Consider the following 12,362-nt stretch of genomic DNA (forward strand, 5'->3'; position numbering starts at 1 on the left):
AGTGCTTGTCCTTCACCGGTTGTGTGTGTCGGACCGCGCTCACGCCGCTAGGCACTACTGCTAGGACGTCCGAGCTTTCCCGCATGCCGCGGCCCCACGTTCGATTATCGCGCGTGGGGACCGGTGCGGGAAACGGTGTGTGCGCGGTCCAAGGGTTCGATGGTGACACCCGGCGACCGCATAGGTACAGCCGCCGGGTGCGGTGTGCGACCCGGCGGCTGGGTGGAGATGCTCAGCGGCGGGTCAGCTCGCTACTCGTACCGCGAGCGCGTCGCCGATCTCGTCCGTGGTGCGGACCGTGTCGCCACGCTCGGTGAGGTCGGCGGCGACGGCCGCCTCGATCCGGGCGGCCTCGGTCTCGTAGCCGAGGTGGCGCAGCAGGAGGGCGACCGAGAGCACGGTGGCCGTCGGGTCGGCCTTGCCCTGACCCGCGATGTCCGGCGCGGAACCGTGGACCGGCTCGAACATGGACGGGAACTCGCCGCTCGGGTTGATGTTGCCGGAGGCGGCGACGCCGATGCCGCCGGAGACGGCCGCGGCGAGGTCAGTGATGATGTCACCGAAGAGGTTGTCGGTGACGATGACGTCGAAGCGGGCCGGGTCGGTGACGAGGAAGATCGTCGCGGCGTCGACGTGCAGGTAGTCGGTCGTGACCTCGGGGAACTCGGCCGCGACCTTGTTGAAGATGTTGGTCCACAGGTGGCCCGCGAAGGTCAGGACGTTGTTCTTGTGGACCAGCGTCAGCTTCTTGCGGGGCCGGGCCTGGGCGCGGGCGAAGGCGTCCCGGACCACGCGCTCGACACCGTAGGCCGTGTTCACGGACACCTCGGTGGCGACCTCGTGCTCGGTGCCCTTGCGGATGGTGCCGCCGTTGCCCGTGTACGGGCCCTCGGTGCCCTCGCGGACGACGACGAAGTCGATCTCGGGCTGGCCGGCGAGCGGGGTCGCGACGCCGGGGAGCAGCTTGGAGGGGCGCAGGTTGACGTGGTGGTCGAAGGCGAAGCGCAGCTTCAGCAGGAAGCCCCGCTCCAGGACGCCGGACGGGACCGACGGGTCGCCGATCGCGCCGAGCAGGATCGCGTCGTGCTGCTTGAGGGCGTCGAGGTCGGCGTCGGTGAGGGTCTCACCGGTCGCGTGGTAGCGCTTGGCGCCGAAGTCGTACTCCTTCGTCTCCAGCTTCACATCCTGGGGAAGGGCGGCCGCGAGGACCTTGAGGCCCTGGGCCACGACCTCCTGGCCGATGCCGTCGCCGGGGATGACTGCGAGATCGATGCTGTGAGACATGTCGGCACCCTACTCTTCGTCCCATCGTCTGACACATCACGTCCAGGATGCGGACGATCCTCCTGCTCGCGAGGAGGCGCGCCGCCGATGATGGAGCCATGACGCACACGGTGGGAAACTCCCGGACCTTCGAGGAACTCGTGGCGGAGGCGTCGCAGGCGTCCGTGGACGGCTGGGACTTCTCCTGGCTGGACGGGCGGGCGACCGAGCGGCGGCCGTCCTGGGGCTATCAGCGGCTGATCGGCGAGCGGCTCGCCCGCGCCTCGGCGTCGCTGGACGTCCAGACCGGCGGCGGCGAGGTGCTCGCGGGCGTGCCGGCGCTGCCGGCGACGGCGGCGGCCACCGAGTCCTGGCCGCCGAACGTCGCACGTGCCACCGAGCTGCTGCACCCGCGCGGGGTCGTGGTGGTGGCGGACCCGGACGAGCCGCCGCTGCCGTTCGGCGACGCGGCCTTCGACCTGGTCACCAGCCGGCATCCGGCCACGGTGTGGTGGGCGGAGATCGCCCGGGTGCTGCGGCCCGGCGGCACGTACCTGGCGCAGCACGTGGGCCCGGCGAGCGTGTGGGAGCTGGTCGAGTACTTCCTGGGCCCGCAGCCGGAGGCGGCCCGGCTGCGGCATCCCGACGACGAGGCCGCGGCGGCCCGCGCCGCCGGCCTGGAGGTCGTGGACCTGCGCTCCGAGCGGCTGCGCATGGAGTTCCACGACGTCGGCGCCGTGGTCTGGTTCCTGCGCAAGGTCATCTGGATCGTGCCCGGCTTCACGGTGGCCGGGCAGCTGCCGCGGCTGCGCGAGCTGGACGCGCAGATCCGCGAGCGGGGCCCGTTCGTGGCGCACTCGGCACGCACGCTGATCGAGGCGCGCAAGCCGGAGCACACGGCGGAGGCGTAGCCCGCCCGGGCCTGACCGGAGCGGGACCGCCGGTCGATGGCCGATGGGCGACGGCCGATGGGCGACGGCCGGCGGTCGACGGCCGGCGGTCGACGGCCGGCGGTCGACGGCCGGTGGCCGTGGCCGCGGTAGGGCCCGTCAGTGGCCGGTGGCGCCGCCGTTGTCGCGGCGGTCGAGGGCGCGCTGGAGGGCCGCGGCGGCGGCCTTGCGGGCGTCGTCGCTGGGACGGGAGGAGGAGTGGCGGACGCGGCGGGCGGTCTGAGCGGCCATGAGGGATCGACTCCTTGAGATCAGTGGTGATCCGGACGTGCGGAGATCAGTGGTGATCGAAGGCGCCGGAAGGGGCGGGGAGCGCCGCCGCAGGGATTGCCTGCTCGGGGCGTCGCGCTCTCGACCGCCCTGCGCTCGATGGAGCGGGACGTTCGGCTTCTACAAAGCTAGGGCAGGGCGCCGCATCTGTCTCCACAATTACTCGGACTTCCTACTATCTGAGACGGCGATCATCCGGCGCCCGACCCTTGCCTGCTCCGCTAGCTAGATTGCTTTCCTACCTAGGTAGTGATGGAATGCGGTCATGGCCGTAGACCGCAGATCCAGCTGGCTCAAGGGAGTTCTCGACCTACTCGTCCTCTCCTGCCTGACCGACGAGGAGAGTTACGGGTACGAGATCGCCCGGTCCCTGGCCGAGGCGGGCCTCGGCGAGATCAAGGGCGGGACGCTCTATCCCGTACTGAACCGCCTGGAGGAGGCGGGACTGGTCGAGGCCGAGTTCCGGGCCGCCGAGCGCGGACCCGGGCGGCGTTACTACCGGCTGACCGACGGGGGCCGCACGCATCTCGCGGCCGAGAGCGCGGCCTGGACCGAGTTCCACCGCGCCGTGGAAGGCAAGCTGCACGCAGGGGGAAGCACATCATGACCGACTACTTCGACGAGCTGTCCGCCGCTCTGCGCGGCTCCGGTGTGCCGGAGGAGCAGATCGCGGCCACCGTGGCCGATCTGCGCGGGCACGTGGCGGAGACCGGCACGGCTCCTGAGGCGGAGTTCGGGCCGGCCGACCGGTTCGCGGCGCAGCTGGGCGGCCTGGCTCCCGAGCCGGGCGAGCCGGACGCGGCGGCGGAGCACTGGACGTGGACGGCGGACCTCTTCAACGACCGGCGGATGCTGGCCGTCCACGGCGACCAGGGCTGGGAGGTCGAGTCGCTGGACGCGCTCGGCCGGTTCGTCTGCCGGCGGTCGCCGGGCTCGGCGCTGCTCTGGGAGTACCGCCGCGAGGTGCTCGGCGGCGGCCGGCGGAAGGCCCGGGTGCTCGACGAGCTCTCGCCGGAGGGCTGGGAGCTGTGCGGTGAGTGGCTGGTGTACGGCTACTTCAAGCGTCCGAAGGCGGCGACCGCGGGCCCGGCCGGCACCCTGGCCGAGCCGCCTGCGGCGCCGGGCCGGTGGCTGTTCCTGAGCCGTCGGGCCAAGGTGCTGCTCGCGGTGTGGGCGCTGGGCATGGCGGCGGCGTACGTGGCGCTCGGCCTGCCGGGGCTGGCGGTGCTGTGCGCGACGGGCGGGCTGGTGTCGGCGGTGTGGACCTCACAGCTGGAGACGACGAAGGAGAAAGAGAAGAAGGAGAAGGAGAAGGAGAAGGAGAAGGAAAGGGAGAAGGAGAAGGCGGCTCGCGACGACGCCTGACTCCGCGACGTCGCGTCACATGACGTCGCCGTCCCGCCAGTCGAAGACGAGCGGCGCGGCGGGTTCCGGCAGCGCCCGCCCGGCGGCGGGCCACAGATAGGCACCGCCCTCCTCGTCGGGCAGCCGCACGATCCCGTCCGGGCCGAGGGCCTCGATCCTGCCGCGCCAGAGCCGCCAGCCGCGGCTCGTGTAGAGCGCGGCCCCGTCGTCGGAGGCGCTGAGCGCCCCGAACGCGTACATCCCGTCGTCGATGACCCGCTCCAGCTCGCCCATGATCCGCCCGCCGAGGCCCTGCCGCCGCAGATCGGCGCGTACGGCGACTCCTTCGACGTAACCGATGCGGTACGAGCGCCGCCGGTACAGCACCCGCCGCAGCACGACGGCGCCGTGGGCGGCGAGGCCGCGTTCGTCCTCGGCCCAGGCGTGGACGCCGCCGAGGGTGTGGTCCCAGTCCTCGTCCGAGAAGTCCCCGTCGAAGGCGGCGTCGAGCAGACGGCGTACGGCGCGGAGCCGGCCGGCTCCGAGCTCGTGCGTGGGCGCGGTGAGCATCTCCATCGCCCCAGTCTTCCATCTAACCACCTTCACGTCATTGACAGGTTAGGCGTCTGCGCGGTTGACTCCTTCCGTAACCACCATTTGCCGCATGAGGGGTTAGAGAAGATGTCCGTTCTGCCGATCCACCACCGCACCGTCACCGTCCGCGGCCACGAGATCTTCTACCGGGAGGCGGGCCCCGCCGACGCACCCGTCCTGCTCCTGCTGCACGGTTTCCCCACCAGCTCGCGCATGTTCCGCGACCTCATCCCGCGGCTCGCCGACCGCTACCGCCTGATCGCGCCCGACCACCTGGGCTTCGGCCGCAGCGCGGCGCCCGCCGCGGCCGACTTCTCCTACACCTTCGCCGAACTCGCCTCGCTGACCTCGGAGTTCACCGAGGCGCTCGGCCTCGACCGGTTCGCGCTCTACATCCAGGACTACGGCGCCCCCATCGGCCTGCGCCTCGCCCTCGCCCACCCCGAGCGCGTCACCGCGATCGTCAGCCAGAACGGCAACGCCTACGAGGAGGGCCTCGGCGCCGACGCCTGGGCCCCCGTCCTCGCCCTGATCGCCGACCGCAGCCCGAGGACCGAGGCCCCGGTCCGCGCCATCCGCTCCCTCGACGGCATCCGCTGGCAGTACGAGACGGGCGTCCCGCCCGAGTTCCGCGACCTGCTCGACCCGGACGCCTGGCACCAGGACGCCGCCCTGATGGCCCGCGAGGGCCAGGACGAGATCCAGCTCGGCCTGATCGCCGACTACGGCTCCAACTTCGCCCTCTACCCGGCCTTCCAGGAGTACTTCCGCACCACCCGGGTCCCGCTCCTCGCCGTCTGGGGCGAAGGCGACCAGGTCTTCGTCCCCGCCGGCGCCGAGGCCTTCCGCCGCGACCTCCCGGACGCCGAGGTCCACCTCCTGCCGACCGGGCACTTCGCCCTGGAGACCCACGCCCCGGCCATCGCCGACCTCATCGGCGACTTCCTGGCCCGGCGGGTCCCGGCCAGGCCGTAGCCCGGGACGGTTCGGCCAGGCCGCAGCCCCATGGGTCCGGCCAGGCCGTAGCCCGGCAGGTCCCGGTCAGGCCGTGGCCCGCTCCAGCTCGCGGGTCACCCGCTCCACCCAGGCGGTGAGCTCTCCGCGCGCGCCCGCCTCGCCCCCGCACAGGGCGGCGGCCTGCGCGTCCGTGATCCGCTCGGGTCCGGTGGCGGTGAGCAGCCGGTGCAGCTCCCGCATCACCCCGGTCATCCGCTGCGCGTCGGTGTGCTCGATCGCGTCGACCCCGTGCCCGGGACCGAGGGTCGTCGAACCAGGCATGCCCTACCTCCTCGCCGGCCCCCTTCCCAGCAGCCTAAGCCCGCCCCGGACGATCCGCCCCCGCATGAGAACCGCCCCCGTCCTCAGTTGGGGGACCGAGGAGGGGGGCGGTGACCAGAGGCCTCCGGAGGCGGAGGCGGAGGGCGTCAGCCCATGTGGGGGTAGGTGTAGTCGGTCGGCGGGACCAGGGTCTCCTTGATGGCCCGGGTCAGGGTCCAGCGCATCAGGTTCTGCGGGGCGCCGGCCTTGTCGTTGGTGCCGGAGGCGCGGCCGCCGCCGAAGGGCTGCTGGCCGACGACGGCGCCGGTCGACTTGTCGTTGATGTAGAAGTTGCCGGCCGCGAAGCGCAGCTTCTCCATGGTGTACGCGGCGGCCGCGCGGTCGTTCGCGATGACCGAGCCGGTGAGGGCGTAGTCGGAGACCGACTCCATCTGGGCCAGCATCTCGTCGTACTTCGCGTCGTCGTAGACGTACACCGCGAGGATCGGGCCGAAGTACTCGGTCGTGAAGACCTCGTTGGCCGGGTCGGTGCACTCGATGACCGTCGGGCGGACGAAGTAGCCCTCGGAGTCGTCGTACGTGCCGCCGGCGACGATCGTGCACGAGGCGTCGGCCTTGGCGCGGTCGATCGCGGCCTTGTTCTTGGCGAAGGCACGGTCGTCGATGACGGCGCCGATGAAGTTCGACAGGTCGGTGACGTCACCCATCTTGATGCCGTCGACCTCGGCCGCGAACTCCTCCTTGAAGCCGTCGTTCCAGATGGACGCCGGGATGTACGCACGCGAGGACGCGGAGCACTTCTGGCCCTGGAACTCGAAGGAGCCGCGGGTCAGCGCGGTCTTCAGGACGGCGCGGTCGGCGCTCGGGTGGGCGACGACGAAGTCCTTGCCGCCGGTCTCGCCGACGATCCGCGGGTAGGAGCGGTACTTCTCGATGTTGTTGCCGACCGTCTTCCACAGGTGCTGGAAGGTCTTGGTCGAGCCGGTGAAGTGGATGCCGGCCAGGTCGGGGTGGTTCAGGGCCACCTCGGAGACGGCGATGCCGTCGCCGGTCACCAGGTTGATGACGCCCTTCGGCAGACCGGCCTCCTCCAGGAGCTCCATGAGGAGCACGGCGGAGTGGGTCTGGGTCGGGGACGGCTTCCAGACGACCACGTTGCCCATGAGGGCGGGAGCGGTCGGCAGGTTGCCCGCGATGGCCGTGAAGTTGAACGGCGTGATCGCGTAGACGAAGCCCTCCAGCGGGCGGTGGTCCAGACGGTTCCACACGCCCGGGGAGTTGGCCGGCGGCTGCTCGGCCAGGATCTGGCGGGCGTAGGCGACGTTGAAGCGCCAGAAGTCGACGAGCTCGCACGGGGTGTCGATCTCGGCCTGCTGCGCGGTCTTGGACTGGCCGAGCATGGTGGACGCGGCCAGCGTCTCGCGCCACGGGCCGGCCAGCAGCTCGGCGGCGCGCAGGATGATCGCCGCGCGGTCGTCGAAGGACATCGCGCGCCAGGCCGGGGCGGCGGCCAGGGCGGCGTCGATGGCGTCCTGGGCGTCCGCCTCGGTGGCGCCGGCGAAGGTGCCGATGACGGACTTGTGGTTGTGCGGCTGCACGACGTCGACGCGCTCGCCGCCGCCCATGCGCTTCACGCCGCCGATGGTCATCGGCAGCTCGCGCGGGTTGTCGGCCAGCTCCTTGAGCTTGGCCTCCAGACGGGTGCGCTCGGCGGAGCCGGGGGCGTAGCCGTGCACCGGCTCGTTGACGGGAGTGGGGACCTGGGTCACAGCGTCCATGAGTCTCGGAACTCCTTCGGAGGGGTGTGGGGCTCAGCCCTTGGTGAGGATGGAGCGGACGAAGAAGAGGAGGTTGGCCGGCTTCTCCGCGAGGCGGCGCATGAAGTAGCCGTACCAGTCGGTGCCGTACGCCGTGTAGACGCGCATCCGGTGCCCTTCGGCCGCGAGCCGGTTCTGCTCCTCGCTGCGGATGCCGTAGAGCATCTGGAACTCGTACTCGTCCAGTTTGCGCCCGGCGCGGCGGGCGAGCTCCTGGCCGACGGAGATGAGGCGCGGGTCGTGGGACCCGATCATCGGGTAGCCCTCGCCCTCCATCAGGATCTTCATGATCCGGACGTACGCCTTGTCGATCTCGGGCTTGTCCTGGATGGCGACGGAGGCGGGCTCCTTGTAGGCGCCCTTCACGATCCGCACGCGCGAGCCGTTGGCGGCGAGGCGGCGGGCGTCGTCCTCGGTGCGGAAGAGGTACGCCTGGATGACGCAGCCGGTCTGCGGGAAGTCCTTCCGCAGCTCCTCGTGGATGGCGAACATCGAGTCGAGGGTGGTGTGGTCCTCGGCGTCGAGGGTGACGGTGGTGCCGATCTCGGCGGCGGCCGCGACGACCGGGCGGACGTTCGCGAGGGCCAGCTCGTGGCCGTTCTCCAGCGACTGGCCGAACATCGAGAGCTTGACGGACATCTCGGCGCGGGCGCCCAGGCCCAGCTCCTTGAGGCGGCCGATCAGCTCGAGATAGGCGTCGCGGGCGGCGTAGGACTGCTCGACGGTGGTGATGTCCTCACCGACCACGTCGAGGGTGACCTCCAGGCCGCGGGCGGTCAGGTCCTGCACGATCGGGACCACGTCGTTCACCGTCTCGCCGGCGATGAAGCGAGCCACGACCTGCTTGGTCCCGGGGGCGGCCGACACGAAACGGCGCATCTTGTCGCTGCGCGACGCGGCGAGGATCACGGGACCCAGCACGGGGGACCTCCAGAGGGCAGGGTGACGAAAGGTGCCGTTACACCGTGTTCCGTAAGGAACCGGGAACAGCACGGATAACCACCGTGAAACCTAAGGATCGCTCCGATCGTCCGCCATCTACAGCTGTCACGCATCCGTGGTCCCGGCCTCAGACATCTGTCTGAAGGATCGATCCGGCGGTGCGAGAATGGGCGCTGTGAAGGGCGATTACCAGGACCTGGTGGACGAGATCTCGGCGCTGCTCGGCGCCCCGGCGACCCTGGAGAACCGGGACTTCGGCCTGATCGCCTTCGGCGCGCACGACAGCGAGGACGACAGCGCCATGGACCCGGTGCGCACCCGCTCGATCCTCACGCGGAAGTCGACGCCGGCGGTCCGGGCCTGGTTCGAGGGCTTCGGCATCACCCGGGCGACCGGTCCGGTGCGCATCCCGGCCGCGCCGGACGCGGGCGTCTTCCGGGACCGGATCTGTCTGCCGGTACGCCATCGGGGTGTCGTCCTCGGATACGTCTGGCTGCTCGACGCCGAGCCGGGCCCGTCGCACGAACGGCTCGGCGCCGCGATGGAGGTCGCCGCGCGGATCGGCGACCTGCTGGCCGACGAGGAACGGGCCGGCGCGGACCTCTCCCGCGAACTGCGGGCCACCCTGACGGCGGAACGCGGCTGGCAGTACGACATGGCCGTCACCGCCCTGCGCACCGCCCTCGGCCCGGACGCGGAGGGCCTGCACGCCCTGGTCTGCCTGGCGCCCTGGCCCGGCGAGGACACCCCGTCGCCGCGTACGGTGCCGGGCGCGGCGGCCCTGTGCACGGTGCCGTGGCGGCCACCGGCGGGAGCGCCGCCGACGCCCTCGGCACCGGAGCCGGGCGGCGGCGGCCGGGGCGGTACGAGCCGGGGCGCGGCGGGCCGGAGCGGTGCGGGCCGGGGCGCGGCGCGGCAGCCGGCCGGGAGCGCCGGCCGGAGCGCGTCCACGGCGCCTCCGGGCGGGGCCGCGGGCGCGGGCCCGGGCCAGGAGTCCGTGACGGGCCGCGGCGCGGCCGGCGCCGCTCCGGATCCGGGGACCGGGCCCGGGGCGGGGCCGTACGACCCGGGCTCGGCCCGTGCGCTCGCCGCGCTCGTACGGCTGCGGTCGGCCGACAACCTCTCCCCCGCCGCCACCGCCGCCGACCGCCTGCGCGGCACGGCGGGCCCGGCGGCCGTGGCCGGCATCGCCGGTCCCCGCCGCGGGCTCGCGGACCTGGACGTCGCCTGGCGGGAGGCGGCCTCGGCCGCCCGCGCGGCCACGGCCCAGCCGCATCTGGGCCCGCTCGCGGAATGGTCCGCCATCGGCCCGTACCGGATGCTGACCGCCCTCCCGCCGGCCGAACCCGATCCGGCGGTCCGCGCCCTGCTCGCCCCGGCCCACGCCGAACTGGCGCGCACCGCCGAGGTGTTCCTCGACCACGCGGGCCAGGCGGGCCGCACGGCGAGCGCCCTCGGCATCCACCGCCAGACCCTCTACTACCGCCTCTCCCGCGTCGAACAGCTCACCGGCCTCGACCTGGACGCGGGCGAGGACCGGCTGCTGCTCCACATGGCCCTGAAAGCGGCGCGGCTCTAGTCCTCGCCCATCAGCACCTTGAGACCTGCCGTCAGGTCGTCCGCGCTGGGCGCCGTCTCCGGGTCCACCAGCCACTGGATCATCACGCCGGTGGCGAGGGCCTGGCAGAGCAGGCCGGCCACGCGGGCCTTCTCGGGATCCTGGTCCGGGTCGATGCCGAGGAAGGTCTGGGCCATGCCGAGGCGGCCCTCGCGCTGGGGTTCCTTGATGGCTTCGAGGAGCGTGTCGTCGTCGTCGATGCGGGTGACGACCTCGGTCTGGAGCTTCCAGACCGGGCGGGCCGCGGCGGCGCCGGCGATGACCTGCTCCCAGACGGCGCGGAAGCGTTCGTACGGGTCGGCCGGCAGGGCCTTGCGGCCTTCGGCGCCCGCGGCTCCGGCGGCCTCGCCCCACTCCTCGGTGAGGGCGAGGAAGGCCTGCTGGAGCAGGGCGTCCTTGGAGCCGTAGTGGTAGCCGATGGAGGCGAGGTTGGTGCCGGAGGCGGCCACGACGTCACGGGCCGTGGTGCGGGCGTAGCCCTTCTCCAGGAGGCAGCGCTTGGCGCCTTCGAGCAGGTCTTCCTTGTGTCCCATGGACAGCACTGTACCCGGCGGCTAGACGACTGTCTAAGACATCCGTATAGCGGCCGGGTACGGGCCCTCGGGAGGGCGGTGCGTCAGACCAGGTTGACCGAGCGGGCCGAGGCCGCGCCGATCTCCGTCGCGATCTCCGCGAGCACGTTCGCCGGGACGGTGTCGTCGACGGTGAGGACGACCAGCGCCTCGCCGCCCTCCTCCGTACGGGAGACCTGCATGCCCGCGATGTTCAGACCGGCCTCGCCGAGGATCCGGCCGACCGTGCCGACCACACCGGGACGGTCCTCGTAGCGCAGCACCACCATGTGGTCGGCCAGCGACAGGTCCACGTCGTACTCGCCGACCGCGACGATCTTCTGCAGGTGCTTCGGGCCCGCCAGCGTGCCGGAGACCGAGACCTCCTGGCCGCCCGCGAGCGTGCCGCGCACGGTGACCATGTTCCGGTGGTCGGGCGACTCGGAGCTGGTCGTCAGACGCACCTCGACACCGCGCTCCTGCGCGAACAGCGGCGCGTTGACGTAGGACACGGTCTCGTCGACCACGTCCTCGAACACGCCCTTGAGCGCGGAGAGTTCGAGCACCTTGACGTCGTGCTGGGTGATCTCGCCGTACACCTCGACGTCGAGACGGGCCGCGACCTCGCCCGCGAGCGCGGTGAAGATGCGGCCGAGCTTCTCGGCCAGCGGCAGACCCGGCTTCACGTCCTCGGCGATGACACCGCCCTGGACGTTGACCGCGTCCGGGACCAGCTCGCCGGCGAGCGCCAGGCGCACCGAACGGGCCACCGCGATACCGGCCTTCTCCTGCGCCTCGTCCGTCGAGGCGCCCAGGTGCGGGGTGCAGACGACCTGGTCGAGCTCGAAGAGCGGGGAGTCCGTGCAGGGCTCCTTCGCGTACACGTCGAGGCCCGCGCCGGCGACCCGGCCCTCCTTCAGCGCCGAGTACAGCGCCGCCTCGTCGACGATCCCGCCGCGGGCCGCGTTGACGATCCGGACGGACGGCTTGACCTTGTGCAGCGCCTCGTCGCCGATGAGACCGAGGGTCTCCGGGGTCTTGGGCAGGTGGACGGTGATGAAGTCGGCGACCTCCAGGAGCTCGTCCAGGGCCAGCAGCTTCACCCCCATCTGGGCGGCGCGGGCCGGCTGCACGTAGGGGTCGTAGGCGACGATCTTCATGCCGAACGCGGACATCCGCTGGGCGACCAGGACACCGATGCGGCCGAGACCGACGACGCCGAGGGTCTTCTCGCTGAGCTCGACGCCCGTGTACTTCGAACGCTTCCACTCGCCGTTCTTGAGCGCGGCGTTGGCCTGCGGGATGTTGCGCGCGGTGGCGACGAGCAGACCGCAGGCGAGCTCGGCGGCGGTGACGATGTTGGAGGTCGGGGCGTTCACGACCATCACGCCGGCCTTGGTGGCGGCGGACACGTCCACGTTGTCGAGACCGACACCGGCGCGGGCGACGACCCGGAGCTTCCTGGCGGCGGCGATGGCCTCCGCGTCGACCTTGGTCGCGGAGCGGATCAGGATGGCGTCGACATCGGCGATCGCGGGAAGGAGCTCGGCGCGGTCGGCGCCGTTGCAGTGCCGGATCTCGAAGTCCGGTCCCAGGGCGTCGACGGTGGCGGGCGACAGCTCTTCAGCGATGAGTACGACGGGTTTCGAGCTCACGTGAGTCCTCACAAGGGCAGTGCGGACGGCCGTCCCGACGGCCGCAGGCGGTGGAGGGGCTTGCCGCGTGGAAGCGCACG

At 72.0% G+C, this 12,362-nt stretch carries 13 protein-coding genes; 5 read left to right on the plus strand and 8 right to left on the minus strand.

Annotation, left to right across the window (positions count from 1 at the left end; genetic code table 11):
• Positions 1–243: 243 nt before the first annotated feature.
• Positions 244–1,284 carry a 3-isopropylmalate dehydrogenase gene (locus ACIGO8_RS00950; protein WP_399722410.1) on the minus strand — a complete coding sequence of 347 codons (1,041 nt, stop codon included), beginning with the start codon at positions 1,282–1,284 and terminating at the stop codon, positions 244–246.
• 98 nt (positions 1,285–1,382) lie between these two features.
• Between ACIGO8_RS00950 and ACIGO8_RS00955 the strand changes: the two genes are divergently transcribed.
• The gene (locus tag ACIGO8_RS00955; protein ID WP_399722412.1) at positions 1,383–2,174 is read left to right on the plus strand and encodes a class I SAM-dependent methyltransferase; all 792 of its coding nucleotides are present in this window, start codon (positions 1,383–1,385) and stop codon (positions 2,172–2,174) included.
• Between the two features lie 138 nt (positions 2,175–2,312).
• Here ACIGO8_RS00955 and ACIGO8_RS00960 read toward each other — a convergent pair whose 3' ends face one another.
• Positions 2,313–2,444, minus strand: coding sequence for a hypothetical protein (locus tag ACIGO8_RS00960; RefSeq protein WP_399722415.1), 132 nt, complete (start codon positions 2,442–2,444; stop codon positions 2,313–2,315).
• Positions 2,445–2,748: 304 nt separating this feature from the next.
• Here ACIGO8_RS00960 and ACIGO8_RS00965 point away from each other — a divergent pair, with 304 nt between their 5' ends.
• Together ACIGO8_RS00965 and ACIGO8_RS00970 are read left to right on the plus strand one after the other, a co-directional pair.
• Positions 2,749–3,090 carry a PadR family transcriptional regulator gene (locus tag ACIGO8_RS00965; RefSeq protein ID WP_399722417.1) on the plus strand — a complete coding sequence of 114 codons (342 nt, stop codon included), beginning with the start codon at positions 2,749–2,751 and terminating at the stop codon, positions 3,088–3,090.
• Positions 3,087–3,848 carry a hypothetical protein gene (locus ACIGO8_RS00970; protein ID WP_399722420.1) on the plus strand — a complete coding sequence of 254 codons (762 nt, stop codon included), beginning with the start codon at positions 3,087–3,089 and terminating at the stop codon, positions 3,846–3,848. The genes ACIGO8_RS00965 and ACIGO8_RS00970 overlap by 4 nt, the downstream gene beginning before the upstream one ends.
• Before the next feature lie 15 nt (positions 3,849–3,863).
• On the opposite strand, the gene ACIGO8_RS00975 is transcribed toward ACIGO8_RS00970, so the two are convergent.
• On the minus strand, positions 3,864–4,403 hold the full coding sequence (locus tag ACIGO8_RS00975) for a GNAT family N-acetyltransferase (protein WP_399722423.1): 540 nt from the start codon (positions 4,401–4,403) through the stop codon (positions 3,864–3,866).
• Positions 4,404–4,508: 105 nt separating this feature from the next.
• Here ACIGO8_RS00975 and ACIGO8_RS00980 point away from each other — a divergent pair, with 105 nt between their 5' ends.
• Complete coding sequence (locus ACIGO8_RS00980) at positions 4,509–5,396, plus strand: alpha/beta fold hydrolase (protein WP_399722426.1); 888 nt, start codon at positions 4,509–4,511, stop codon at positions 5,394–5,396.
• Positions 5,397–5,462: 66 nt separating this feature from the next.
• On the opposite strand, the gene ACIGO8_RS00985 is transcribed toward ACIGO8_RS00980, so the two are convergent.
• The 3 genes from ACIGO8_RS00985 to ACIGO8_RS00995 all read right to left on the minus strand — a co-directional run bounded on the left by ACIGO8_RS00985 (position 5,463) and on the right by ACIGO8_RS00995 (position 8,437).
• On the minus strand, positions 5,463–5,699 hold the full coding sequence (locus ACIGO8_RS00985; protein ID WP_399722429.1) for a hypothetical protein: 237 nt from the start codon (positions 5,697–5,699) through the stop codon (positions 5,463–5,465).
• A 146-nt stretch (positions 5,700–5,845) separates the two neighbouring features.
• A complete protein-coding gene (gene pruA, locus ACIGO8_RS00990; RefSeq protein ID WP_399722431.1) occupies positions 5,846–7,477 on the minus strand; it encodes an L-glutamate gamma-semialdehyde dehydrogenase in 1,632 nt (543 codons plus the stop codon).
• 33 nt (positions 7,478–7,510) lie between these two features.
• Positions 7,511–8,437, minus strand: coding sequence for a proline dehydrogenase family protein (locus ACIGO8_RS00995; RefSeq protein ID WP_399722434.1), 927 nt, complete (start codon positions 8,435–8,437; stop codon positions 7,511–7,513).
• Positions 8,438–8,633: 196 nt separating this feature from the next.
• Here ACIGO8_RS00995 and ACIGO8_RS01000 point away from each other — a divergent pair, with 196 nt between their 5' ends.
• Entirely contained in the window at positions 8,634–10,037 is a 1,404-nt protein-coding gene (locus ACIGO8_RS01000; protein WP_399722437.1) for a helix-turn-helix domain-containing protein, read from the plus strand.
• On the opposite strand, the gene ACIGO8_RS01005 is transcribed toward ACIGO8_RS01000, so the two are convergent.
• Positions 10,034–10,609 (minus strand): TetR/AcrR family transcriptional regulator, encoded by a 576-nt coding sequence (locus ACIGO8_RS01005; protein ID WP_399722440.1) that lies wholly within the window; start codon positions 10,607–10,609, stop codon positions 10,034–10,036. The genes ACIGO8_RS01000 and ACIGO8_RS01005 overlap by 4 nt on opposite strands.
• Positions 10,610–10,692: 83 nt before the next feature.
• Entirely contained in the window at positions 10,693–12,282 is a 1,590-nt protein-coding gene (gene serA / locus ACIGO8_RS01010) for a phosphoglycerate dehydrogenase (protein ID WP_399722443.1), read from the minus strand.
• Positions 12,283–12,362 lie beyond the last annotated feature (80 nt).

This window comes from Streptomyces sp. NPDC053493 (assembly GCF_044544825.1).
Lineage (GTDB): Bacteria > Actinomycetota > Actinomycetes > Streptomycetales > Streptomycetaceae > Streptomyces.